General features: G+C 75.0%; 24 protein-coding genes. 13 read left to right on the plus strand and 11 right to left on the minus strand.

The window, feature by feature from the left end; all coding sequences use genetic code 11:
• Positions 1 to 64 precede the first annotated feature (64 nt).
• From BM051_RS14405 to BM051_RS14445, 10 genes are all read left to right on the plus strand, one after another.
• The gene (locus BM051_RS14405; protein WP_092530641.1) at positions 65 to 2,227 is read left to right on the plus strand and encodes an MMPL family transporter; all 2,163 of its coding nucleotides are present in this window, start codon (positions 65 to 67) and stop codon (positions 2,225 to 2,227) included.
• On the plus strand, positions 2,214 to 3,227 hold the full coding sequence (locus tag BM051_RS14410; protein WP_243859627.1) for an NADPH:quinone reductase: 1,014 nt from the start codon (positions 2,214 to 2,216) through the stop codon (positions 3,225 to 3,227). The genes BM051_RS14405 and BM051_RS14410 overlap by 14 nt, the downstream gene beginning before the upstream one ends.
• A gap of 99 nt (positions 3,228 to 3,326) precedes the next feature.
• The gene (locus BM051_RS14415) at positions 3,327 to 5,000 is read left to right on the plus strand and encodes a DEAD/DEAH box helicase (protein ID WP_092530643.1); all 1,674 of its coding nucleotides are present in this window, start codon (positions 3,327 to 3,329) and stop codon (positions 4,998 to 5,000) included.
• An 867-nt stretch (positions 5,001 to 5,867) separates the two neighbouring features.
• Positions 5,868 to 6,203, plus strand: a complete 336-nt coding sequence (locus BM051_RS14420; protein ID WP_092530644.1) for a DUF742 domain-containing protein — start codon at positions 5,868 to 5,870, stop codon at positions 6,201 to 6,203.
• A 197-nt stretch (positions 6,204 to 6,400) separates the two neighbouring features.
• A complete protein-coding gene (locus BM051_RS28490; RefSeq protein WP_134046232.1) occupies positions 6,401 to 6,622 on the plus strand; it encodes a hypothetical protein in 222 nt (73 codons plus the stop codon).
• A 160-nt stretch (positions 6,623 to 6,782) separates the two neighbouring features.
• Entirely contained in the window at positions 6,783 to 7,637 is an 855-nt protein-coding gene (locus BM051_RS14425; protein ID WP_092530645.1) for an STAS domain-containing protein, read from the plus strand.
• On the plus strand, positions 7,638 to 8,021 hold the full coding sequence (locus BM051_RS14430) for an STAS domain-containing protein (protein ID WP_092530646.1): 384 nt from the start codon (positions 7,638 to 7,640) through the stop codon (positions 8,019 to 8,021). It abuts the gene before it with no gap.
• Positions 8,018 to 8,443, plus strand: coding sequence for an ATP-binding protein (locus tag BM051_RS14435; protein ID WP_092530647.1), 426 nt, complete (start codon positions 8,018 to 8,020; stop codon positions 8,441 to 8,443). The genes BM051_RS14430 and BM051_RS14435 overlap by 4 nt, the downstream gene beginning before the upstream one ends.
• Before the next feature lie 35 nt (positions 8,444 to 8,478).
• On the plus strand, positions 8,479 to 9,432 hold the full coding sequence (locus BM051_RS14440) for a SpoIIE family protein phosphatase (protein ID WP_177216933.1): 954 nt from the start codon (positions 8,479 to 8,481) through the stop codon (positions 9,430 to 9,432).
• A 2-nt stretch (positions 9,433 to 9,434) separates the two neighbouring features.
• Entirely contained in the window at positions 9,435 to 10,904 is a 1,470-nt protein-coding gene (locus BM051_RS14445; RefSeq protein WP_092530649.1) for a PP2C family protein-serine/threonine phosphatase, read from the plus strand.
• A gap of 12 nt (positions 10,905 to 10,916) precedes the next feature.
• On the opposite strand, the gene BM051_RS14450 is transcribed toward BM051_RS14445, so the two are convergent.
• The gene (locus BM051_RS14450) at positions 10,917 to 11,780 is read right to left on the minus strand and encodes a manganese catalase (protein ID WP_092530650.1); all 864 of its coding nucleotides are present in this window, start codon (positions 11,778 to 11,780) and stop codon (positions 10,917 to 10,919) included.
• 184 nt (positions 11,781 to 11,964) lie between these two features.
• Here BM051_RS14450 and BM051_RS14455 point away from each other — a divergent pair, with 184 nt between their 5' ends.
• Positions 11,965 to 12,645, plus strand: a complete 681-nt coding sequence (locus BM051_RS14455; protein ID WP_092530651.1) for a response regulator — start codon at positions 11,965 to 11,967, stop codon at positions 12,643 to 12,645.
• 12 nt (positions 12,646 to 12,657) lie between these two features.
• Here BM051_RS14455 and BM051_RS14460 read toward each other — a convergent pair whose 3' ends face one another.
• Both BM051_RS14460 and rraA read right to left on the minus strand, forming a co-directional pair.
• Positions 12,658 to 13,197, minus strand: coding sequence for a DUF2231 domain-containing protein (locus BM051_RS14460; protein ID WP_092530652.1), 540 nt, complete (start codon positions 13,195 to 13,197; stop codon positions 12,658 to 12,660).
• A gap of 105 nt (positions 13,198 to 13,302) precedes the next feature.
• Positions 13,303 to 13,785 (minus strand): ribonuclease E activity regulator RraA, encoded by a 483-nt coding sequence (gene rraA / locus BM051_RS14465; protein ID WP_092530653.1) that lies wholly within the window; start codon positions 13,783 to 13,785, stop codon positions 13,303 to 13,305.
• Between the two features lie 136 nt (positions 13,786 to 13,921).
• On the opposite strand from rraA, the gene BM051_RS14470 reads away from it, so the two are divergent.
• Positions 13,922 to 14,107 carry a DUF2795 domain-containing protein gene (locus BM051_RS14470; protein ID WP_092530654.1) on the plus strand — a complete coding sequence of 62 codons (186 nt, stop codon included), beginning with the start codon at positions 13,922 to 13,924 and terminating at the stop codon, positions 14,105 to 14,107.
• 38 nt (positions 14,108 to 14,145) lie between these two features.
• Here BM051_RS14470 and BM051_RS14475 read toward each other — a convergent pair whose 3' ends face one another.
• Both BM051_RS14475 and BM051_RS14480 read right to left on the minus strand, forming a co-directional pair.
• A complete protein-coding gene (locus BM051_RS14475; RefSeq protein WP_092530655.1) occupies positions 14,146 to 14,628 on the minus strand; it encodes a nitroreductase family deazaflavin-dependent oxidoreductase in 483 nt (160 codons plus the stop codon).
• Between the two features lie 102 nt (positions 14,629 to 14,730).
• Positions 14,731 to 15,684, minus strand: coding sequence for a GlxA family transcriptional regulator (locus BM051_RS14480; RefSeq protein WP_243859628.1), 954 nt, complete (start codon positions 15,682 to 15,684; stop codon positions 14,731 to 14,733).
• A gap of 40 nt (positions 15,685 to 15,724) precedes the next feature.
• Between BM051_RS14480 and BM051_RS29910 the strand changes: the two genes are divergently transcribed.
• Positions 15,725 to 15,874 carry a hypothetical protein gene (locus tag BM051_RS29910; RefSeq protein WP_243859629.1) on the plus strand — a complete coding sequence of 50 codons (150 nt, stop codon included), beginning with the start codon at positions 15,725 to 15,727 and terminating at the stop codon, positions 15,872 to 15,874.
• 81 nt (positions 15,875 to 15,955) lie between these two features.
• On the opposite strand, the gene BM051_RS14485 is transcribed toward BM051_RS29910, so the two are convergent.
• From BM051_RS14485 to BM051_RS14510, 6 genes are all read right to left on the minus strand, one after another.
• Complete coding sequence (locus BM051_RS14485) at positions 15,956 to 16,936, minus strand: sensor histidine kinase (RefSeq protein WP_092530657.1); 981 nt, start codon at positions 16,934 to 16,936, stop codon at positions 15,956 to 15,958.
• Positions 16,933 to 17,775: an MEDS domain-containing protein gene (locus BM051_RS14490; RefSeq protein WP_092530658.1), complete on the minus strand. Its 843-nt coding sequence runs from the start codon at positions 17,773 to 17,775 to the stop codon at positions 16,933 to 16,935. The genes BM051_RS14485 and BM051_RS14490 overlap by 4 nt, the downstream gene beginning before the upstream one ends.
• A gap of 89 nt (positions 17,776 to 17,864) precedes the next feature.
• On the minus strand, positions 17,865 to 18,881 hold the full coding sequence (locus tag BM051_RS14495) for an NAD(P)-dependent oxidoreductase (protein WP_092530659.1): 1,017 nt from the start codon (positions 18,879 to 18,881) through the stop codon (positions 17,865 to 17,867).
• Entirely contained in the window at positions 18,878 to 19,549 is a 672-nt protein-coding gene (locus BM051_RS14500) for a histidine phosphatase family protein (protein WP_243859630.1), read from the minus strand. Before BM051_RS14500 ends, BM051_RS14495 begins: the two co-directional genes overlap by 4 nt.
• Positions 19,546 to 21,024, minus strand: coding sequence for an FGGY-family carbohydrate kinase (locus BM051_RS14505; protein ID WP_092530660.1), 1,479 nt, complete (start codon positions 21,022 to 21,024; stop codon positions 19,546 to 19,548). Before BM051_RS14505 ends, BM051_RS14500 begins: the two co-directional genes overlap by 4 nt.
• Before the next feature lie 2 nt (positions 21,025 to 21,026).
• Entirely contained in the window at positions 21,027 to 22,529 is a 1,503-nt protein-coding gene (locus BM051_RS14510) for an FGGY-family carbohydrate kinase (protein WP_092530661.1), read from the minus strand.
• Between the last annotated feature and the right edge of the window lie 8 nt (positions 22,530 to 22,537).

Genomic DNA, 22,537 nt, shown 5'->3' on the forward strand with positions numbered 1-22,537 from the left:
TCCGGGCTGGGCTCGGGACTCGGAACTGGGGACTGGGGACTGGGGCGCGCGACGAAGGGTGGTCATGCTCGATTGGCTGGGTGACGTCGTGTACCGCCGGGCGCGCCTGGTCTTGGTGGTCGCCGGCATTTTCGTGGCCGCCGCCGGAATTCTCGCCGCGGGCGTCTTCGACACGTTGAAGGTGGGCGGCTACCTCGACCCCGAGGCCGAGTCCAGCATCGCCGCCGAACGGATCGACGCGGCGTTCGGTGGCCAGTACAACCTGGTGTTCCTGGTCGAGGCCGAGGGCCGGTCACTGGACGACCCCGCGGTGGCCGCCGAGGGCCTCCGGCTGACCCGGGAACTGGCCAGCGAGGACGGGGTCGGCAACGTCGTCTCGTACTGGTCGACCGGCAGCCCCGCGCTCACCTCGTCGGACGGGTCGAGCGCCGTCGTCGCCGCGCACGTCGACGGCGACGAGGACGCCGCGCTGCGGCACACCCAGCGCCTCCACGACGCCTACGCCGATCGGGACGGCGTGCTCTCGGTCCGCGTCGGCGGGGAGGAGGGCGTCAACCGGGAGATCTTCCAGAACCTGCAACACAGCCTGGTGGTCGCGGAGGCCGTCGCGGTGCCGGTGAGCCTGCTGTTGCTGGTGCTGGCCTTCGGCAGCGTGGTGGCCGCGCTGCTGCCGCTGGTCATCGGCATCCTGGCGATCGTCGGCACGTTCGGCGAGCTGGCCGTGCTGGGCGGGATCACCGACATGTCGGTGCTGGCCGCGAACCTCACCACGGCACTGGGGCTGGGGCTGGGGATCGACTACGCGCTGCTGATGGTGGCCCGGTTCCGGGAACGGCTCACCGCGGGCGACGCCGTGCCCGAGGCGGTGGCCACCACCGTCCGCACGGCCGGCAGGACGATCCTGTACTCGGCGCTCATCGTCGCCGCGGCGCTGGCCACGATGGCGGTGTTCCCGCTGTACTTCCTCCGCTCGTTCGCCTACGCCGGGGTGGGTGTCGTGTTCATCGCGGCGCTGGCGAGCCTGTTCGTGGTGCCCGCGCTGCTCAGCCTGCTGGGCGGGCGGGTGAACGCGCTGCGGCTGCCCTGGTCGAAGGCCGTGCGCGGGTCGGACGCGCCGTTCTGGGGCCGGCTGGCCGACCGGGTGAACCGGCGGCCCGCGCTGGCCGGGGCACCCGTGCTGCTGGTGCTGCTGGTGCTGGCCTCCCCGTTGCTGCACGCGGAGTTCGGCACGGTGGACGACCGCGTGCTGCGGCCGAGTGCGGAGAGCCGGTCGGTGAACGACGCGCTCGACGCGGAGTTCACCGGATTCGACGCCTCCGCCCTCCAGGTGGTGCTCGAGGGTCCGGTGCGCCAGCCCGCCCTCGCCGGCTACGCGCGCGAGCTGTCCGCCCGGCCCGAGGTCACCCACGTGGAGAGCAGCGCCGGCACGTTCGCCGAGGGGCGGCTCGCCGGCCAGCAGCCCACCGACGCGGCGCGCGGCACGCCGGACACGCAGTGGCTGACGCTGTCCACCGACCTGCCGCCGAAGACCGACGCGACGGCCGACCTGGTCCGCGCGGTCCGGGCCACCCCCGGCCCCGACGGCAGCGCGGTGCTGGTCGGTGGGGCCGACGCCGAGCTGATCGACACCAGGGCGGCGCTCGCCGCGAAGCTGCCGCTGGCCGTCGCGATCATCGTGCTGATCACGTTCGTGGTGCTGTTCCTGTTCACCGGCAGCCTGCTGCAGCCGGTGCGGGCATTGATCCTGAACGGTCTCAGTCTGGCGGCCACGTTCGGCGTCCTGGTGTGGGCCTTCCAGGACGGGCACCTCGCCGGGCTGCTGGGGTTCACCCCGCAGCCGATCGACACCGCCAACTCGATCCTGATCTTCTGCGTCGTCTTCGGCCTCTCCATGGACTACGAGGTGTTCCTGATCAGCCGGATCAAGGAGATGCACGACGCCGGGTACGACACCGCCACGGCCGTCAGCCGCGGCCTGGCCCGCACCGGGCGGATCGTGTCGGTGGCCGCCGGGCTGCTCGCCGTGGTGTTCTTCTCCTTCCTCACCGGCACGCTCAGCTTCCTGCAGCTGTTCGGCCTCGGCGCCGGGATCGCCATCCTGATCGACGCGATCCTCGTCCGTGGCGTGCTGGTCCCTGGCGCGATCGCGGTGCTGGGCCGGGCGGCCTGGTGGTCGCCGCCGGCGCTGCGCCGGCTGCATCGGCGGGTGCGCCTTGCCGAGGAGTGAGCCGGCCGCCACGGCGATGACCGCGGCCTACGTCACCGGGTTCGGCACGGCGGCCGACATCCGGGTCGGGTCGCTGCCGGTGCCGGAGCCGGGGCCGGCCGACGTCCTGGTCCGGGTCCGCGCGGCGGCGGTCAACCACGTCGACACGTTCGTCCGCTCCGGTGCCTACCGCACCGCGCTGACCTTCCCGTTCGTCCTGGGGCGCGACCTGGTCGGCACCGTCGCCCGGCCGGGCTCCGCGGTCGCCGGCTTCCCGCCAGGAACGCCGGTGTGGTGCAACAGCCTCGGGCACGACGGCCGGCAGGGGTCGTTCTCCGAGTACGCGGTGGTGCCCGCGGACCGGCTGTACCCGCTGCCGGCCGGCGTCGACCCGGTCGCCGCGGTGGCCGTGCTGCACACCGCCGCCACCGCCCACATCGGACTGTTCCGGGAGGCGGGGGTCGCGCCGGGGGAGACCGTCCTGGTCGCCGGGGCCGGTGGCGGGGTGGGCAGCGCGGCCGTGCAGCTGGCCGCCGGCGCGCTGGAAGCCAGGGTGATCGCGGTCGACAGGGCGGAGAACGCGCCGTGGTGCCGTGCCTGCGGGGCGGCCGCCGTGCTCGACCGGTCGGCGCCGGAGTTGGACAGGGCGGTCGCCGACCTGGCACCGTCCGGAGTGGACGTGTACTGGGACTGCTCCGGCCACCACGACATCGAGCGGACACTGCCGATGCTGGCCCGCGGCGGCCGGGTCGTGCTGAGCGCCGGCCTCTCCGCGCGGACCGTGCTGCCGGTCGGCGCGTGCTACACCCGGGACGTGAGCCTGCGCGGGTTCGCGATCAGCAACGCGTCGGTGGCCGACCTCGCGGCCGCCGCGGAGGTGATCAACCGCGAGCTGGCCGGCGGCCGGCTCCGCGGTCGGATCCGGGCCCGGCTGCCGCTGGCCGAGGCGGCCCGCGCGCACCGGATGCTGGAGGAGGGCGGCCAGGGCGGCCCGCCGGGACGGGTGGTCGTGCTCCCCTGAGGGTCCTGCGCTGTCCGCTCCCGGCGGGTGGTCGACAATGGTCGGTGATGATCGCGGGCACCGCGGTCGAGCGCACCCGTTCTCCGAGGAGGCCGAACGATGACCGGACCCGTGGCAGCCGATCTGGCCGGCTTCGCCGACCTGGCGCTGCGCCCGGAGCTGCTGCGCGTGCTGGCCGAGCTCGGCTACGAGGAGCCGACGCCGATCCAGCGCACCGCGATCCCACCCCTGCTCGCCGGGAGGGACCTGGTCGGCCAGGCGGCCACCGGCACCGGGAAGACCGCGGCGTTCGCGTTGCCGGTGCTGCAGCGGATCGCCACGGCCGGCGCCGGGCACCACCCCGCCGCACTGGTGCTGGTGCCCACCCGCGAGCTGGCCGTGCAGGTGTGCGAGGCGATGCACCGCTACGGGCGCGAGCTGGGCACCCGGGTGCTGCCGATCTACGGCGGGCAGCCGATCGGCCGGCAGTTGCGAGCCCTCGAGCAGGGCGTCGACGTGGTGGTCGCCACCCCCGGCCGGGTGCTCGACCACCTCGCCCGCGGCACGCTCGACCTCGACGGCCTCCGCGTGGTGGTGCTCGACGAGGCCGACGAGATGCTGGACATGGGCTTCGCCGAGGACATCGAGGCCATCCTGGAGCGGACCCCGGACGACCGGCAGACGATGCTGTTCTCCGCGACCATGCCGCCGCGGATCGACGGGATGGTGCGCCGCTACCTCACCGACCCGGAGCGGATCGTGCTCGGCCGCGCGGCGTCGACCGGCGGCGAGGCGGCGCGGGTGCGGCAGAACGCCTACCTCGTCCCGCGCGGGCACAAGCCGGTCGCGCTCGGCCGAGTGCTCGATGTGGAGGCGCCGACCGCGGCCGTGGTGTTCTGCCGGACCCGCGAGGAGGTCGACCGGCTCACCGAGACGCTCAACGGGCGCGGTTACCGGGCGGAGGCCCTGCACGGCGGGATGGACCAGCAGCAGCGCGACCGGGTGGTGGGCCGGCTGCGCGCCGCCACGGCCGACCTCGTCGTGGCCACCGACGTCGCCGCCCGCGGCCTGGACATCGAGCAGCTCACCCACGTCGTCAACTACGACGTGCCCAGCGCGCCCGAGTCCTACGTGCACCGGATCGGCCGGGTGGGCAGGGCTGGCCGCGAGGGGGTGGCGATCACCCTGGCCGAGCCGCGGGAGCACCGGATGCTCAAGACGATCGAGCGGGCCACCGGGCACCGCATCCCGGTGGGGAAGCTGCCCACGGTCGCCGACCTGCGGGCCCGCCGGCTGGAGCTCACCCGCGCGGCACTGCGGGAGAGCCTGCTGGACGACGATCTGGAGCGGTTCCGCGCCGTGGTGGAGCCGCTGGCGGAGGAGTTCGACGTCCTGGAGGTGGCGCTGGCCGCGGTGAAGCTGGCGCACGAGTCCGGCGGCGCCGCCGACGACGAGGAGGAGGTGCCGGACGTCGAGCTGCCACCGGCGGGCGCCCGGCGGGACCGGCGGCCGGCACCGACGGCCGGCCGCGGGTCGCGGCGCCGGCGCGCGAACGGGGGGATGACCCGCCTGTTCGTCGGTGTCGGGCGTAGCGCACGGGTCCGGCCACAGGACCTCGTGGGTGCCATCGCCGGCGAGTCGCAGCTGACCGGTCGGGACATCGGGGCGATCGAGATCGCCGACCGGTTCTCGCTGGTGGAGGTGCCGGAAGGCGCGGCGGACGACGTCGTCGCGGCGTTGCGGGCGACGACCATCAAGGGGCGCCGACCGACCGTCCGCCGCGAGCGGTTCTAGCGCTCCACGCCGGGACCTTCCGCCGGGGCAGGGGAGCACCACCGCCAGCACCGCCACCACCGCCACCAAGGGGCCTTGGTGGCACGAGCGCCCCCGGGTTCCGGCGCCCCGCTCGCGCGACTGTGTTGGTAATCACAATTTCCGCCGGCCTCGTGGCCGCTCCGGAGGGCGCGACGGAAAACATTCCCGTGCATGGTCGACTCATTCCGTGGCGACTCGGAAACGAGGAGTCACCGACGGTTTCCGGTAACCGCGGGTGAGCGAGCCATGCCTACCGGTGTCTATTGTCAACTGGGAAAGGATAGGGTTCGGAAAGCTCCAACTTGTCGCGTTTCCGCTGGTCAGCGCGGCAACGGCGGGATCAGGTGCAGCGATGGGATGATCGGATGACGCCGCCCGGGTCTGTCGAACTGCTCCGAACGGAGATACCGTGGAGGGCGCTGTCGAGGCACAATTTTCTGGCCTGCCGACCACCGATCCACTGCCCCGGGAGTAGTCATCAGTTCGCACGGGAAGCGGAAGCCCAGCGGGAGCACCCCGGAGTTCCACCCGCTCGCGTTCGGTGGCTGGGGTGACTACCAGCAGTGGGCCGAGCACGACTTTCGCCACCGCGAGCCGGACGACGAGCCGCCGGCCGGCTCCAGCCCGCCCACCGGCGGCGATGTCGGCGGTGCCGACGATCGCACCCCCGCTCCGCCGCAGGAGCGGGATCTCCCCCGCCCCTACCCGAGGGGAACCGGAGCGCCCGCGCCGGGCCCGCGCCGCGCCGCGGAGCTCGGGCCGCGCTCCGCCGCCGAGGCGCGGGACCGGGACGAGCCGTCGTCCTGGCCGGGTGCCGGTGACGCCGGGGACGGCGAGGACCTGGTCATGGTGCGGCCGTACGTGCGCACCCGCGGGCGGGCCAGCACGTCCTACGACCTGCGCCTGGAGTCGCTGATCTCCGCGACCCGGCTGCGGGTGCCGATCGACCGGTCCCGGTTGGGCGCCGACCACCTGGCGATTTGCCAGCTGTGCACCAAGCCCACGTCGGTCGCCGAGATCGCCGCGCACCTGCGCGCGCCGCTCGGGGTGGCCAGGGTCCTCATCGGCGACGGGCTGGACCTCGGCCTGCTGATGCTGCACGAGAACACCACCATCGCCGACGGCCGCCCGCCGCTCGAGCTGCTGCACCGCGTCGTCGACGGGCTGCGCAAGCTCGCCTGAGCGCCCGCACCCGGAACCGAACGCTCGGGAGGACATTTCCCATCCCGACCCCCCATCCCGACCCCCCATCCCGAGCCCCCAACCCGAGCCCCTTCATCCCGAGCCGGTGACGCCGCCGCGCTACCCGCGCCCGCCCGCGCCCCGCAGGGTGGAGCCGACACGACGTCCGGGGAGGTCGACGGGATCCGGTACTCGAGGTGCGCGGGCCGCGGCACGCCTACGGCGACACGGTCGCGCTGGCCGGGGTGGACCTGACGCGTGCCCTGCGGTGGCGCCGCGTCGGCGTCGGTCGGGGTGGCCGGCCGCACCCGGCCCGTCATGCCTCCACTGTGCCGCGCCGCCGTTCCGCGCGGCTCACCCGCGGCCCCCGGCGCGGTGGCGCCCGCGCCGGGGGCTCGATGTCCCGGGCGGTACCGTGACACTCCACGAACCGGCACGCCCCGCACCGACACCTCGCGCGCCGGCGACAGCGCGCGGGGGCTTCACACGGGATTTCCCACCGGTGGTTAGGGTTCGCGGCGGTGGCCGGTGACGGGGCACGGATTGACACCACCCGGAGCGGAAGGGGCGGGACGCGGGATGAGGTTCGAGGACGAGGTCGGCGCGGCGGCCGGGGACCTGGTGCTGGAGAGCCGGAACGCGATCAGCGAGGCGTGGCTGCGACTCCCGGTGTTCGCCCGGCGCCGCGGGTACGACGAGGAGCAGGCCGTGGCCGACTGCCACGCCCTCGTCTCCGCCGTGGCCGAGGCCGTCCGGGACGGCCGCGCCCACGACCCGGCCTCACCCGCCTTCGCACAGGCCAAGCCGATCCTCAGCGAGCTCGCCGACGCGCGGGCCCGCGCCGGGGTCAGCGCCGCGCAGGCCGCGCTGGAGCTCAACGACCTCAAGGCGCCGCTGCTGGAGCTGCTCGTCCGGCGGAAGGACCACGCCGCGCACCTGGAGGCCGCGCTGCTGTCCACCGCGGTGGACAGCCTGCGGTTGCTGCTCATGGACCTCGCGCTCAACGTCGGCAGCGACGTCATCGCCGCGCAGCGCCAGCAGCTGATGGAGCTGTCCACCCCGGTGATCACGCTCTGGAAGGGCGTCCTGGCCGTGCCGCTGATCGGCACGCTGGACAGCGCGCGCAGCCAGACGGCGATGGAGAACCTGCTGCACGCGATCGTCGACCAGCGGGCCGAGGTCGCGATCCTGGACATCACCGGTGTGCCGACGATCGACACGATGGTCGCCCAGCACCTGCTCAAGACCGCCATGGCGGCGCGGCTGATGGGCGCGCACTGCATCATCAGCGGCATCCGCCCGCAGATCGCCCAGACCATGGTCCAGCTCGGGATCGACCTCGAGGAGGTCACCACCCGGGCGAGCCTGTCCGACGCGCTGGCGTTCGCGCTGGACCGGTTCGGGGTGACGGTACGGAAGGCAGGGCAGTCGTAGGTGGGCGGGAACGGCGAGATTCCCGTACTGCAGCTCGGTGACGTCCTGCTGGTCACCATCCAGACCGAGCTGCACGACCGGCTGGCGTTGCGCCTGCAGGAGGCGCTGACCGAGCGCGTCCACCGGACCGGCGCGCGCGGCGTGGTGATCGACATCTCGGCGGTCGAGATCGTCGACTCGTTCCTGGCCAGGGTGCTGCACGACGTCGCCGCCGCGACCACCGCGCTGGCCGCCCGCACGATCGTGGCCGGCATGCGTCCCGAGGTCGCGATCACCCTCACCGAACTCGGCCTGCCGCTGCGCGGCCTGCGGACCGCGCTCGACGTCGATCGGGCGTTCCGGCTGCTCCACGAGCCGGGTGGCGGAGCGCCGGAGCGGGCATGAGCACCGCCACGAGCGAGCAGGTCTGCCACATCTCCACCGAGAGCGACATCGTCCTGGTCCGCCAGGCCGTCCGGGAGGCCACCGTCACCGCCCGGTTCTCCCTGGTCGAGCAGACCAAGCTGGTGACCGCGGCCAGTGAACTGGCCCGCAACGCCCTCGTGCACGGCGGCGGCGGGCGGGCCGAGATCGCCGTCCGGGAGAACTCCGACGGCACCGCGACGGTCACCGTCACCTGCACCGACGAGGGTCCGGGCATCGGGGACGTCGAGCAGGCACTCGCCGACGGCTTCAGCACCGGCGACGGCCTCGGCCTCGGGCTGGGCGGCGCGCGCCGCCTCGTCCACGAGTTCAGCATCGACTCCGCGCCCGGGCGCGGCACCACCGTCCGGATCGGTGCCACCGGCCCCGGCGCGCGCCGATGATCACCCGCTGCGTGCCGGTCCACGGTCCCTCGCAGGTGGGGCAGGCACGGGTGGCGGCGCGCACCGCTGCCCGCGGGGCGGGGCTGACCGAGCACCAGGTGCAGCAGGTCGCGCTGGCCGCCACCGAGCTGGCCACCAACCTTCTCCGGCACGCCACGGAGGGGGCGGTGCTGGCCCGCCACGACGGCGAGCGGGTCGAGGTGATCGCGGTCGATCGCGGCCCCGGGCTCACCTCCGCCAGCGACAGCATGCGGGACGGCTACTCCACCGGCGGCACGTTGGGCACCGGCCTCGGCGCGGTGCGCCGCGCCGCCGCCACCTTCGACCTCTACTCCCGGCCGGGGGTCGGCACCGCGGTGCTGGCCCGCTGGCCGGCGCTGCCGCCCGCGCGGAACCCGTGGGCCTGGGGTGTGGAGGTCGCCGCGCCGGGGGAGGAGGTGTGCGGCGACGCCTACGCCGTTCTCCGTGCCGACGACCGGCTCACCCTGGTGGTCAGCGACGGCCTCGGCCACGGCCCCGAGGCGAGCGTGGTCAGCAAGCAGGTCGTGGAGGTCGCCCGCGCGCACGCCGCCGACCGGCCGCGCGACCTGCTCGGCGCCCTGCACCGCGCGCTGGCCGGCGGCCGCGGCGCGGCGGTGGCGGTGGCGCAACTGGACGTCGCCGCGGCCACCCTGCGCTACGCCGGGATGGGCAACATCAGCGGTCGGCTGGTCGACCGGGACACCGGTGACCAGCAGGCGTTGCTGTCGGTGCCCGGCATCGTCGGGATGCCCGCCGCGAGGTCGCGGTTCGGCGAGACCGTGCGGCCGTGGCCGCCGGACGGGCAGCTGCTGATGCACTCCGACGGGCTCACCCAGCGGTGGCGGCTCGCGGACTGGCCCGGGATCGAGGACCACGACCCGGTGCTGGTCGCGGCCTGGGTGCTGTGGCACACGTGGCGCCGCCGCGACGACGCGTGCCTTGCGGTACTGGCCAGTACGATGCCGTAGCGATGACCCCTCAGTCCGTCCGTTTCACCAGCGCGGCCCAGGCCGACGACGCGCTCCGGTCCCTCGTGCGGGACAGCCTCGCGCTGCCCATCGAACCGCTGCTCAGGGCGCGGCTGCTGGCCGAGACCGCCGCCGCACTGCGCGAGCTGGTCGGCGACAGCGGGTCGGGCACGCTGCGCTGGCACGTCGAGGGCCGCACCGGGACGGACAAGGGTCGGCGGTCGGCGGGCGCGCCGGTGGCCGACCTGGTGCTCACCCCGCTGCTGGAGCACATCGCCCGGCAGGACGAGGCGATGGCCGGCTACGAGCGGGAGCTGCAGCAGACCAACAGCGGGTTGCTCGCGCTGCACGCCGAGTTGGAGCGGCAGCGCGCCGACCTGGCCCTGCTCGACGAGCTCAGCTCCGCCACGGCCACCTCGCTGCAGGTCGACGACGTGCTGGGGACCACGGTGCACCTGCTCACCCGGCACGGGCTGGCCGAGACGGCGGCCGCGTGGCTGCCCGACGAGCGGGGCGTGCTGCGCCAGCCGCTGCGCCCCGACGCCGGGCCGGCGCCCGCCGCGGTGCGGGAGGCCTTCCGCGGTGGTGACCTCACCCTGGCCGACCCCACCCACCTGCTGGCGCCGCTGCGGGTGGGGCCGCGCCGGCTCGGCGTGCTCGAGCTGGCCAGGTCGACGCCGTTCGACGGCACCGCGCGCAACCTCGTGCAGCACCTCGCCGGCCGGGCCGCGGTGGCGCTGCGCAACGCGCGGGAGTACGAGCGCGAGCACGAGCTGGCCAGCACGTTGCAGCAGGCGATGCTGCCGCAGCCGGCGCCGGTCGCCGGTGCCGCGCTGTGCACCCGCTACCTGCCGGCGACGTCGGGGGTCAACATCGGCGGCGACTGGTACGACGCGTTCACCCGGCCGGACGGCACGCTGGTGCTCGCCGTTGGGGACGTGACCGGGCACGGCCTCGACGCGGCGGTGCTCATGGGACAGCTGCAGAACGCGCTGCGGGCCTACGCCCTCGAGGGCCATGGCCCCAGCCGGGCGCTGCACCGCGCGAACGAGTTCCTGCTCGCGCGGAACACGCCCCTGCTCGCCAGCGCGGCCGTCGCGGAGGTCTCCCCGGGTGGCCGGTTGCGCTGGTCCATCGCCGGGCACCCGCCGCCGCTGGCGCGGACCCCCGACGGCGGGGCCACGTTCCTCGACCACGGGCGCGGCGCGATGCTCGGCGTCCCGACGCACCGACCGATCCCGGAGCACGAGCTCGACCTTCCCGCCGGCGCCGTGTTGTTGCTCTACACCGACGGGCTGGTGGAACGGCGGGACAGCGCGCTCGACGACCGGCTCGACCGGCTCGCCGCGGAGCTGGCCGGGCTGCCGGCCGGGTGCTCGCTCGACGACGCCGCGGACCGCCTGCTCGCCAGGATGCTGGGCACCGACCGGCACCAGGACGACGTCTGCCTGCTGCTGTACCGGCGGGGCTGACCGGCCGGGCGGCTACTCGGTCGCCGGATGCTCCGGTGCGGCGCCGGGCCGCGGGGTGCCGTAGAGGCGCGGGTCGCCGGGCGGGAGGACCGGCCGGTCGCCGTGTGGCTGCGGGTCGTCCTCGTAGCGGAACGAGCGGCCGCTCCCGTCGGGCATCTCCCCGCTGGCCCACCGGCCGTCGCCGGCGGCGGTGCCGTCGCTGCAGTTCAGGTACTGGGTGATGAAGTCGGTGTTCTGCTCGGTGTCGTTGGGGAAGGCCTCCGGGACCGGCAGGCCCTCCAGCCCGTCGGCCTTCAGCTCCTCGATCGCGGCCAGCCACTGCTGCTGATGCATGTGGTCGCGGGCGAGGTTGAACCGCAGCATCTCCCTGACGCCGGGGTCGTCGGTCATGTTGTACAGCCGCGCGACCTGCAGCCTGCCCTGCATCTCGGCGGTGGCGTTGAGGTGGAAGTCGGCCATCAGGTTGCCCGAGGACGTGGTGTAGGCGCCGAGCCAGGGCACCCCGCTGCTGTCTTGGTAGTAGCCGCCACCGCCGTTGTTGATGAGGTGCTGCGGGTTGGTGCCACCGTAGACCGCGGCGGTCATCGGGTTGTCGGCGACCGCGGCCTCGTGCACTGACAGCGGCGCGCCCTCGTTCAGCCGCGCGATCATCGTGCAGATCATCTCGACGTGGGCGAGCTCCTCGGTGCCGATGCCCAGCAGGAGGTCCTTGTACTTCCCGGGCATCCGGCAGTTCCAGCCCTGCTGCAGGTACTGCAGCGCGACGGTGAGCTCGCCCCACTTGCCGCCGAGGATCTCCTGCAGCCGCTTGGCGAACGCGGGGTCGGGCCGGTCCGGCTTGGCCTCGAACTGGAGGGTCTGCACGTGGTAGAACATGGCGCTCCCTTCGCGCGGTGACGCGACGTACTCGACCTCTCCCAGCGTGGCCCCCGGCGGTGCCCCGAGAAGGTCAAGGTTGGCCCCGAAAGGTCAGCGGGTGACCGATTGCTCGCGCTGGGTACGGGGAACCCCTCGCGTGGCCGGTGTGCCGGCGGTGTCGACGGCGTGAGGAGCCGGGGGAATGGTGGGCGCGGACCCGGCGGTGCGGATCGTGGTGGTGGGTCCGCAGCCGCTGTTCAGTCGGGGGCTGGCGATGCTGCTGGCGTCGGTGAGCGGCGGCAGGCTCACGGTGGTCGCGAGCGGGTGCGCGGCGGGGGAGGCCGGCGGCCTCGTCCGCCGGCACCGGCCCGACGTGGCGCTGGTCGACCTCGGCCTGCCACCGCCCGGTGGGGCCGGGGCGGTCGCCGCCATCCGCCGCGCCGACCCCGCCGTGGCCGTGGCAGTGCTGGGCGACGAGACCGCGCGGGACGTGGTGCTGCCGGCGGTGCGCGCCGGCGCCCGCGGCGTGCTGCCGAAGTCCGCGGAGCCGGAGCGGTTGCTCCCGCCGCTGCTGGCGCTGGTGGACGGCTGGGCCGTGCTGCCGGCGGACGTGGTCGCCCGGTTGTCCGCGCCCGGCCCGGCCGCCCGGCCCCGTGACGGCCTCGACGGTCGGGACCGGCGGCTGTGGCGGTTGCTCGCCACGGATCGCACGCTGGCCCAGATCGCCGTGGAGTTGCACGTGTCCGAGCGGACGGCCAAGCGGCTGACGGCGGCGCTGCTGCGGCGGTTGCGGGTCAGCAGCCGGCCGGAGGCCGCGGCGCTCGCCGGCCAGTGCGGGCTGCTCGCCCCACCGGCGCCGCCACGACCCGGCCGCGGTGGCTGAGCTCCGGTGGGGTCAGTGGGCGGGGCGGGTGCGACTCTCGGTCGCGTGGCGGTAGGCCTCGGCCTGCTCGCGCTGCTCGACCACGCGGACGCCGTAGCGGTAGGACAGCGTGCCACCCAGGTAGCCGGAGACACCCAGCACGGCCAGTGTCACCGCGGACAGCACCAACGGTCCGATCGCGACCGCGTCCGCCTGCGAGAAGGCCGCCTGCCGCCAGAGGAAGTTCACCACGAAGGCGGCGACCACGAGCAGGTTGAGGCTCATGTGCAGCAGGCCGGTGCGGAACGCCCTGGTGCCCCTGGGGATGGCGAGCAGGTCGAGCGCGCCGACCGCCGCGGCGGCCAGCGCGCCGACGACGCCGATCGCGATCAGCCAGACCGAGCCCCTGGCGAGGAACCCGGGATCGGCGACGACGTGCGAGCCGATGTCGAAGACGAGGCTGGACACCCAGGCGCCGATCGGGACGGTGACCAGGATCGGGTGGAAGGGGTGACCGTAGGGGCCGGCCAGCGCGGCGTTCACCGGTCGCTTGGCGGCCTGTTCCTCGGACATTGTGGAACCTCCCTCGCGGTGGTCGGCAGCTGTCGGGCACCATGGTCTTTCACCAATCGATATTGGTCTTAGTCGCCGGGCCCCGCAACTCGGCCGGCTCCACGCTCAGGGCACGCGGGGCAGCACCACGACACCGTCGTCGTCGGCGTAGAGGACGTCGCCCGGGGTGAAGGTGATCCCGCCGAAGCCGACCGGGACGTCGACGGCGCCCGCGCCGGCCTTGGCGCTCTTGCGCGGGTTGGTGCCCAGCGCCTTGATGCCGATCGGCAGCTCGGCCAGCGCCGCGCTGTCCCGTACCGCGCCGTGCACGACGAGCCCGGCCCAGCCGTTGCGGGCCGCGGCGGCCGCGATCAGGTCGCCGGTCAGCGCGGTGTGCAGCGAGCCGCCGCCGTCGACCACGAGGACCGCGCCGCCGCCCGCCGTGTTGAGCAGGTCACGGACCAGGGCGTTGTCCTCGTGGCAGGACACCGTGCGCACCGGTCCGGTGAACGACCGCCGGCCGCCGAACTGGCGGAACTGCGTGTCGCACACCCGCAGCCGGTCGCCGTGCTCGTCCACGAGGTCGGCGGTGCTGAAGGTCTCGGTCACGGCTGGCCACCCTTCCTGGGATTACTGACGAGTAACAAGGGCATTGTGCCAGCTCGCCCTGCGCGGGACGCCGGCATGGTTTCCAGTTGGTGGGGGTGGGTATCTCTGGCGCGCCACAGGGCGAGAGGAGCGAAGGATGTCCAACCCGATCCAGATGCAGAAGTTCCTGTCCGGTGTGGACTACCCGTGCGGGAAGGACGACCTGGTGCGACACGCCAGGGGTCAGGGTGCCGACGACCAGGTGCTGCGGCGGCTGGAGGAGCTGCCGGACCGCACCTACGACGGTCCCAACGCCGTCAGCGAGGCCTACGCCGGCAGCTGAGCCGCTGGGCACTCGCCGGCGCACGACGGTTCTGCGTTCTAGGTCTGCCGGGGGCGCAGGCGGACGAACGGCAGGTGCCGGCCGACCGCGCGGTAGTCCTCCGGCGACCCGTCCACCGCGAAGCCCAGCACGCGCACCAGTCGGCGGGCCGTCCACGGGTGATGGCGGGCGTAGCGGGCCATGGTCTCGCCGCCCTCCTCCTCGCCCAGTGGGACCGCGGTGGCGGGCAGGACATGCCGGCCCACCTGGATGGTCACCTCCGGGGTGGTCAGGACGTTGCGGTACCAGTCGGCGCGCGGGCCGTAACCGGAGCAGACGACGTAGTCGCCGGCCCGCGGATCGTGCTCGATGACCTCGATCACCGTTCTCCTGGTCCGACCCGACACCCGCCCGACGTGGGTCAGCAGCAGGAACCGGTCGCCGAGCAACCAGCCCAGCCCCAGCCGGTAGAGGTGGATCGGCAGCCGGAACAGCAGGCGGCCCAGCCCGGTCGGCGGTCGCCGGTCCTTGATGATCTCCATGGCCCCTCGGATCGGTCGGTGCGGTCGGCGGGACACGGGACGGCGACGAGCCATGTGGTTGGTCATCCGCCCAAGTTGGTCGCTCGACCAACATAGCACCATTCAGCCGGCGGTGGCACCGCGGAACGTCGCGCGGTACGCGCTCGGGGAGACCCCGATCGCGGCCTGCAGGTGCTGGCGCAGCGAGGCCGCCGTGCCGAAGCCGCACTCGGCGGCGATCCGGTCGACCGGGAGGTCCGTCTCCTCCAGCAGCTGCCGGGCGCGCTCGACCCGCTGCCGGGTCAGCCACTGGCCCGGCGAGAGGCCCACCTCGTCGCGGAAGCGGCGGGTGAACGTGCGCACGCTCGTCGCCTCCCTGGCGGCCAGCTCGCGCAGGGTGAGCGGCCGGTCGAGGTGCGCCAGCGCCCACGCCCTGGCGGCGCGGGTCGAGGAGACGGTCGGCTCGGGTACCGGGCGGCGGATGTACTGCGCCTGCCCGCCGTCCCGGTGCGGCGGCACCACCGTGCGGCGGGCCACGTCATTGGCCACCGCGGCGCCGTGGTCCGCCCTGATGAGGTGGAGGCACAGGTCGATCCCGGCCGCCTCCCCCGCGGAGGTGAGCACCCCGCCCTCGTCGGTGTAGAGGACGTCCGGGTCGAGCCGGACCGCGGGGAACAGGGCCCGGAAGCGGTCCGCCGACTGCCAGTGGGTGGTGGCCCGTCGTCCGTCCAGCAGCCCGGCGGCGGCCAGCACGAACGCGCCCGTGCAGATCGACGCGATCCGGGTGCGCGGGCGGATCCGGGCGAGCGCGGCGGCGAGCCGGTCGTCGAGGCGGCCGACCGCCTCGGGTTCGTCGGGGCCGTGGGAGGCCGGGACGACCACGGTGTCCGCCTCGGCCAGCGTCTCCGGTCCGTGCGGCACGTGGATGTCGAAGTCGGCGTCCGTGCGCAGCGGACCGGGTACCGGCGCGCACGTCACCACCTCGTACAGCCGATCGCCGCCGGCCGACCTGGCCGCGCCGAACAGCTGGTGCACGATCCCCAGCTCGAGGGGCAGCAGCCCGGGGCGGACGAGCACGGCGACCCGGTGCCGCCCGCGCGAGGCGAACGGTGCCGGGGTGGACGCTGCCGAGGTGGAGCGGGCCGAGGTGGAGCGGGCCGAGGTGGAGCGGGCCGAGGTGGAGCGGGCCGAGGTGGAAGAGGCCATGGCCGGATTCTTCCACCTGCCGCCAGCCGGGCCACCCGAAGCGCCCTGCCCGCCGAGCTGATGGAGCACCAACGCCACCAAGGACGCCTTGGTGGCACTCGACGCGACCACGAAGGCCTTGCTGGCACGGTGGCGTCGGGTTCTAGTGCCGCGCTCCGGGTGTCGGGCGCGGCGCTCCGGCGACGAGGCGGACGGTGAACCCGTCGTCGTGCCGGTGCAGCGTCACGTAGTCGCAGATCTGGTGGACCACCCAGAGGCCGAGGCCGCCGGTGGAGCCGCGCGGTCGGGCGGGCAGCAGGCCGGCGAACGGATCGTGCGGCCCGTCCCCGCGGTCGGTCACGGTCAGCACGGCCCTTCCGGTCGTCGCCCACCCGCGCAGCTCCACCGGAGGCCGTCCGTGGCGGACCGCGTTGGTCACCACCTCGCTCGCCGCCATGACCAGGTCCTCGCGGTGCGTCGCCGGCAGCGCCGCCGTGGCGCCCAGCTCGGCGGCGGCGTGTCGGGCGGCCTTCGGCGCGGGGTCGACGAGGGTGACCAGCGGCGGCGACAGCTCCAGCGGGTCGACGTGGCCGGGGGAGTGCCGGCTGAGGAAGCCCGTGGCATCCTCGTAGCGGTCGTTGGCATGGTGGAGCCCGTCGACCGTCGCCAGGTGCGGGTGGGTGCGCGCGACGTCGGCGAGCACCTCGTCCGGGGTGGTGCGGGTGTCGTACGGGCACAGCCCCCACAGCGGGTAGGGAGCCAGCGCGTGGTTGATCGCGGCCTCGTAGCGGGCCCACCAGTCCCAGGGCGCCCCCATTCCCGGGTGCGGCACGTCGCCGGTGATGCGGATCTGCTCCGCGCCGGCGGCCATGTGCTCGTCGACCAGCCGCTGGTAGCTCCTGATCGCGCTGGCCGGGCGGGCGTACTGCACGTCGTTGGGCACGAACGAGATCCCCTCCGGGTCCGCCAGCGCCCCGCGCACCAGCCGTTCGTTTCGCTGGTCGAACGCCGCGAGCGTGGGCTCGCCGGCGTCCCGGCCGCCCTCCAGGAAGGGGATCACGAGCGCCAGGAACTCGTCGTCGGAACCGTAGAAGCCGGTCTGGTGGAAGTAGCCCTCGCTACCGGCGGCCGCCCCCGATCTCATCGGACCGGCTCCGTCCGCACGTTCGGCATATCGAGGACGTCGATGAGCCGGGCGGGGCCGGTCAGGTCGGTGCGCAGCACCGCGGTCGCGCGCCGGCGCCGGGCGGCGTGGGCGAGCAGCAGCAGGCTCCGGTGGTCGGCGAAGGTGAGCTCGCGGGCGTCCACCACCAGCTCGCCGTCCACCGGCCGCAGCTCCACGCGGTCCAGGGCCAGCGCGAGCAGGTCTCGGGCGGTCAGGTCCAGCTCACCGCTGAGCGTGATGGTTCCGTCGTCGGCGGCGTACAGGCGGAACGGGGTGGCACCGGCGCTGGTGCCGGGATGCAGGCAGGCGATCTGGGCCACGGTGTCGCCGCCGAGCTCGACGCGGTTGTACGCGCAGAGGGCGGAGAAGGGCTGGCCGGTCATGAACCGGTCGACGAGATGCTCGTAGCGGGCGAAGCTGTCCAGCTGCTCCGGCCGGCGGACCAGCGAGGTGGCCTCCGCCGCGACCCGCAGTCCGGTGTACCCCGCGGCGAGCGCGGCCCGGGTGGCCTCGGCATAGGCCCGCAGCTGGTCGGCCGGGTCCAGCAGCGCGTGGGTGCGGTACCGGTCGCGCAGCGACTGCACCTGGAGCGCGCCGCGGGTTAGCGCCTCGTCGACGTCGTCCAGCCCGCGCAGCGCCCCGATCAGCTCGTCCGCGGGCGCGTCGGCGATCAGGGACACCCGTTGCCCCTGGGAGATCCCGTCGGCCAGGAAGTCCAACATCCGCCGGCGGTAGTCGTCGGGGTCGTCGTAGGCCCAGCACACGTGGTCGTGCGGACCGAGTCCGCGCGTCGTGGTGACCTCTCCGCTCAGGCGCACCCGTGAAGGATAGGGGAGGACGGCGGCCCGACCCAGCCCGTGCCCGCGGCCCGGTCGCCGGCGATCACCTTGTCGGGGGGCCGGCCAGGTCAGTTCACCCGGTGGGCGAGTGGTTCGCCCCGCAGGTGGCGCCCGGCCTCGGCCGCGACGATGCGGGCCGCGGCGTGCGCCGTCTGCTTGCTGGCTCCGGCGAGGTGTGGGGTGAGCACCACACCCGGGGTTCGCGGCAACCGAGAGTCGGCCGGCAGCGGCTCCTCGGGGAACACGTCGAACGCCGCGGCGAACAGGTGGCCCGCGTCCAACGCGTCGCACACCGCGTCGTAGTCGAGCAGCCCGCCGCGGGCACAGTTGACCAGGATCGCCCCGGGGCGCATCGCGGCGATCTCGGCCGCGCCGAGCAGCCCCGCGGTCTCCGGGGTCAGCCGCGCGTGCAGGGACACCACGTCCGCCCTGCCCAGCAGCTCGGCCAGTTCCACCACCTCGTCGGCCTCGATCGACTCCGCCGGCACGAACGGGTCGTGCACGACGACCCGCGCGCCGAAGCCCCGCAGGATCCGCGCGACCCGCCGGCCGACGGCGCCGTAGCCGACCAGGCCGGCACACGCGCCGTCGAGCTCGATGCCCACCTCGTCGTACCGGTAGTAGTCGCCCCGCCAGACACCCTGCCGCAGCTCGCGGTCGGTGTGCGGGACGCGCCGCGCGGCCGCCAGCAGCATCGCCACCGTGTGCTCCGCCGTCGCGGACGCGTTGCGGCCCGGCGCGGCGGTCACCGCCACCCCGTGCGCCGCGGCCGCCGCCAGGTTGGCGTTCACCGGGCCGCCGCGCCCCACCGCGAACAGCTCGAGGTCCGGGCACGCCGCCAGCACCCGTTCGGTCAGCGGCGCCAGCTGCGTGACGCACACGCGGACCCCGCGCAGCGCGGCGATCATCTCCTCCTCGTCGCCCGACGCCTCGTCGACCTCGGCCACCCGCCCGAACGGCCGCACCGGCCACGGCAGCTCCAGGGTGGTGATCTCCGGCCCTTCACCGAGCTCGCGGCGCAGCGCGCCGACGAGCAGCTCCGGGCGCACGAACTGGTCGCCGGCGGCGAGGATCCGCGCGGTCATGGGGTGGCCTCCTTCCCGCCGCATCCGGCGTGGACAGTGGTCGGGACAGTGGTCGGGACAGTGGTCGGGACGTTGTACTCCACCAGCGCCGCGGCGCCGGTGCCGCCCCAGTGGACGGTGGTGACGGCACAGTTGCGCACCACCGGGAAGGCGGAGCGATAGCGGGCCAGCGGCAGGCCGAGCAGCCGGCACAGCAGCAGCCGGGTCAGCGTGCTGTGCCCCACCACCAGCACCCGCTGACCCGGGCAGCGGCGCGTCACGTCGGCGAGGCAGGCCGACCCCCGGTCGGCCGCCGCCCTCGGGTCCTCGCCGCCGGGCAGCGGGTGCGCCACCGGGTCGGAGCGGAACGCGGCCCGCGCGGCGGGGAACCGCTGGTGCATTTCCGCGGCGGTGAGCCCCTCCCCGGAGCCGAAGTCGAGCTCGCGCAGGCGCTCGTCCACTGTGGCCACCAGTCCGGTGGCGGCGCTCACCGCGGCGGCGGTGTCCCTGGCCCTGGCCAGCGGCGAGACCCACACCGCGTCGAGCCGGGCCAGCCGCGCCCAGCCGGCCAGCTCCTCGGCCTGCCGCCGCCCGCGGTCGGTGAGCGCGACGTCGCTGCTGCCGGTGTAGCGGTTGTCCGCGTGCCACACCGTCTCGCCGTGCCGGACCAGCATCAGTTCGGTCGTCACGCCGTGCTCCTCTCCCGCGCATGCCGGGCCAGCGCGTCGGGCAGCCAACCCCTGCGGTGTAGCTCGTCGGCCAGGCCGAGGTACCCCTCCCGGAGCGCCTCCGCCGGCTCGCCGCGCGGCACGAAGGTCCGGTGTGGACGAACGAGATGGCGCCCCGCCTCGGCGAGCGACCCGGTGCCGGCCCTGGCCAGCACGGCCATCCCGACGGCCGGCTCGGCCTGCTCCGGCACGACCACCTCGCGGCCGAGGGTGTCGGCGCGGAGCTGGCACCAGTGCCGGCTGCGCGTGCCGCCACCGGTCAGCCGGATCGGGCCGTCCACCGGCGCGCCGAGCAGGTCCAGGTAGTCGAAGCAGAGCCGCTCGACGAAGGCGACCCCGCGCAGCACCGCGGCGAAGGCGTCGACCTCGCTGGCCGGCTCGCCGAGGGTGAACCGCTCGGCGTCGGGCGCGACGAACGGGAACCGTTCCCCGCGGGACACCAGCGGGTAGGTGACCATGGTGGACGGAGGAAGGGCGGCGGCGCGGGCGCCGAGCTCGTCGAGGTCCCGGCCGGGGAACTCGGCGGAGAGCACCCCGGCGCCGGCGCCGGAGGCGCCACCGGGCAGCCACGCCCCGCCGGGTGCCCGGTGCGAGTACACCACGCCCAGCGGGTCGCGCAGCCGGTGCGCCGTCACGCCCTTGAGCACCAGCGTCGTGCCGAGCACGGCGTTCCAGCTGCCCACCGTGAGGGCACCCGAGCCGAGCAGCGCGGCGCACCCGTCGGTCATCCCCGCGCGCACCGGTGTGCCGGCGGGGATGCCGGTCTCCGCGGCCGCGGCGGCGCAGACCTCGCCGAGCGGGCTGCCCGGCCGCACCACCTCGGGCAGTGCCTCCGCGGGCACCCCGAGCTCGGCGAGCAGCTCGCCCGGCCACCGCTCGCGCACGAGGTCGTACCCGGTCTTGAGTGCCGAGCTGGAGTCCGCCGCCGTGGGCCGCCCGGTGAGCAGGCCGGTCAGGTGGTCGGACTGGTGCCGCAGCCGGACCCCGGCCGGCCGGTCGGCGCCGTGGTGGTCGAGCAGCCACAGCAGTTTGGGCAGCGCCCACGACGGCTGTGGCCGGTAGCCCAGCTCCCGCCACAGCGCCGCGCCCGCGGCGGCCGCCCGGTCCGCCTCGCCGGCCGCGCGGGTGTCGTCGTACATGAGGCCGGGTGAGACCGGCCGCCCGGCGCGGTCGGCGAGCAGCACGGTGCCGGAGGTGGCGCACAGGGCGACCGCGCGCACGCCGGTCGGGAGGCCGGCTGGGAGGTCGGCCAGCGCCCGCCGGCAGGCCGTGACCAGTGCCGCCCACCAGTCCCGCGGGTCCTGCTCGTGCCGGTTCCCGGCGCGCCGGCCGGCCAGCGGGGCCGAGCCGGCGCCGGCCACGCGGTCGCCGGCCACCGCGACGCAGCGCACGCTCTGGGTGCCCACGTCGATGCCGAGCCAGATCGGTTCCGCCATGATCAGCCCTTCCCGCCCTGCCCTGCCCAGCGCGCCCAGCCGCGGCGCGCCACGGCACGCAGGTCGCGGAAGTCGGCGAACCCGGCCGCGTACCGCCGGGCCTGCTCCGGTGCCGGCTCGGCGGCGGTGCGGACCCGGACGTGCCGCGCGGCCGCCGTGGCGAGGTCCGGCGCGGCGCCGGTGGCCACCATCCCGGACAGGAACGCGCCCTTGGCGCCGACCTCGGTGTCGGCCGAGCGGACCACCGGCAGCCCGGTGACGTCGGCGATCAGCTGGCACCACAGTGGACTGCTCGCCCCGCCGCCGCAGACCCGCAGCTCGCCGGCGCCGACGCCGGCCACGGCGACGCAGTCGGCGATCACGTAGCTCAGCCCCTCCAGCACGGCGCGGGCGATGTCGGCCGGCCCGTGCTCGAGGCTCAGCCCCCACACGGTGCCCCTGGCGTCGCCGTCCAGGAACGGTGCCCGCTCGCCGGCGGGGGAGAGGTAGGGCAGGAACACCAGCCCGCCGGCGCCGGGCCCGGACCGCCCGGCGAGCTCGACCAGATCGCGCGGCCCGGCGAGGCCGAGCAGCCGGGCCGCCCAGCCGAGCACCTCCGTCCCGGCCAGCGTGGGGAACGCCCTGAGCACGGTGCCCGCCGAGTCCAGCGCGACGGTGAGCCCGGACGGCTCCTCCGTGCCGGCGGGGCGGGCGGCGGAGCCGTTCCGGACGACCTCGGTGCACAGGGTGGTGCCCAGGATCGTGCACGCTTGCCCCGGCGACGTCGCACCCACCCCGATGGCGGTGGCCGCCACGTCATAGGGCGCCAGCACCACCGGCAGCCCGGCCGGCAGGCCGAGTCGCGCCGCGGCCGCGGCGGTGAGCGTGCCCGCCCTGCGGTCGTCACCGCGCACCTCGGGCAGCAGTGGGCGGGCCCACTCCATCCCGAAGGCCTCGACCAGCTCCGGCGCGTACCGCCGGGTGCCGAGGTCGAGGAACGGCGCGGAGGCGTCCGACTCGTCCACCGCCCGCTCGCCGGTGCACCGCAGGAACACCCAGCCACCACAGTAGAGGGCGGCGCGGGACCGGGCGAGGCGGTCCGGGTCGTGCTCGGCCAGCCAGGTGAGGATGGCGTTGGGCAGCCCGGGGAAGGTGAGCGAGCCGTTGTGCCGGAAGGCCCGCTCCAGCACGCCGGTGCCGCGCCACCGCTCGACGATCCCGGCGGCACGCCCGTCCGACCACAGCACGGCGGGACCGGTCGGCTCGCCCCGGTCGTCCACCAACCAGCAGCCGTCGCCCTGCGCGGTCAGCGCGAGGAACCGCACGGGGCCGGGCACCGTGGGCAGCACCTGGCGCACGGTGTCCACCACGGCCTCCCACACCGCGGTCATGTCCTGCTCGGCCCACCCGGGCCGGGGCCGGCGCACCTCGGTGGCCTGCCGCGCGACGGCGACCTCCGTCCCGGTGTCGTCGAACACCACCGTCTTGATCATCGAGGTGCCGACGTCGACGGCCAGTGCGGACATCTGCCCCG

The sequence above is a fragment of the Amycolatopsis arida genome, from assembly GCF_900115565.1.
Lineage (GTDB): Bacteria > Actinomycetota > Actinomycetes > Mycobacteriales > Pseudonocardiaceae > Yuhushiella > Yuhushiella arida.

What these genes read in the sequence shown, in the direction of transcription:
- BM051_RS14405 (WP_092530641.1), top strand. Translation starts at nt 65, where the DNA reads ATGCTCGATTGGCTGGGTGACGTCGTGTACCGCCGGGCGCGCCTGGTC.
- BM051_RS14415 (WP_092530643.1), top strand. Translation starts at nt 3,327, where the DNA reads ATGACCGGACCCGTGGCAGCCGATCTGGCCGGCTTCGCCGACCTGGCG.
- BM051_RS14420 (WP_092530644.1), top strand. Translation starts at nt 5,868, where the DNA reads ATGGTGCGGCCGTACGTGCGCACCCGCGGGCGGGCCAGCACGTCCTAC.
- BM051_RS14425 (WP_092530645.1), top strand. Translation starts at nt 6,783, where the DNA reads ATGAGGTTCGAGGACGAGGTCGGCGCGGCGGCCGGGGACCTGGTGCTG.
- BM051_RS14435 (WP_092530647.1), top strand. Translation starts at nt 8,018, where the DNA reads ATGAGCACCGCCACGAGCGAGCAGGTCTGCCACATCTCCACCGAGAGC.
- BM051_RS14445 (WP_092530649.1), top strand. Translation starts at nt 9,435, where the DNA reads ATGACCCCTCAGTCCGTCCGTTTCACCAGCGCGGCCCAGGCCGACGAC.
- BM051_RS14450 (WP_092530650.1), bottom strand. Translation starts at nt 11,780, where the DNA reads ATGTTCTACCACGTGCAGACCCTCCAGTTCGAGGCCAAGCCGGACCGG.
- BM051_RS14455 (WP_092530651.1), top strand. Translation starts at nt 11,965, where the DNA reads ATGGTGGGCGCGGACCCGGCGGTGCGGATCGTGGTGGTGGGTCCGCAG.
- BM051_RS14460 (WP_092530652.1), bottom strand. Translation starts at nt 13,197, where the DNA reads ATGTCCGAGGAACAGGCCGCCAAGCGACCGGTGAACGCCGCGCTGGCC.
- BM051_RS14470 (WP_092530654.1), top strand. Translation starts at nt 13,922, where the DNA reads ATGTCCAACCCGATCCAGATGCAGAAGTTCCTGTCCGGTGTGGACTAC.
- BM051_RS14475 (WP_092530655.1), bottom strand. Translation starts at nt 14,628, where the DNA reads ATGGAGATCATCAAGGACCGGCGACCGCCGACCGGGCTGGGCCGCCTG.
- BM051_RS14485 (WP_092530657.1), bottom strand. Translation starts at nt 16,936, where the DNA reads ATGAGATCGGGGGCGGCCGCCGGTAGCGAGGGCTACTTCCACCAGACC.
- BM051_RS14495 (WP_092530659.1), bottom strand. Translation starts at nt 18,881, where the DNA reads ATGACCGCGCGGATCCTCGCCGCCGGCGACCAGTTCGTGCGCCCGGAG.
- BM051_RS14505 (WP_092530660.1), bottom strand. Translation starts at nt 21,024, where the DNA reads ATGGCGGAACCGATCTGGCTCGGCATCGACGTGGGCACCCAGAGCGTG.
- BM051_RS14510 (WP_092530661.1), bottom strand. Translation starts at nt 22,529, where the DNA reads ATGTCCGCACTGGCCGTCGACGTCGGCACCTCGATGATCAAGACGGTG.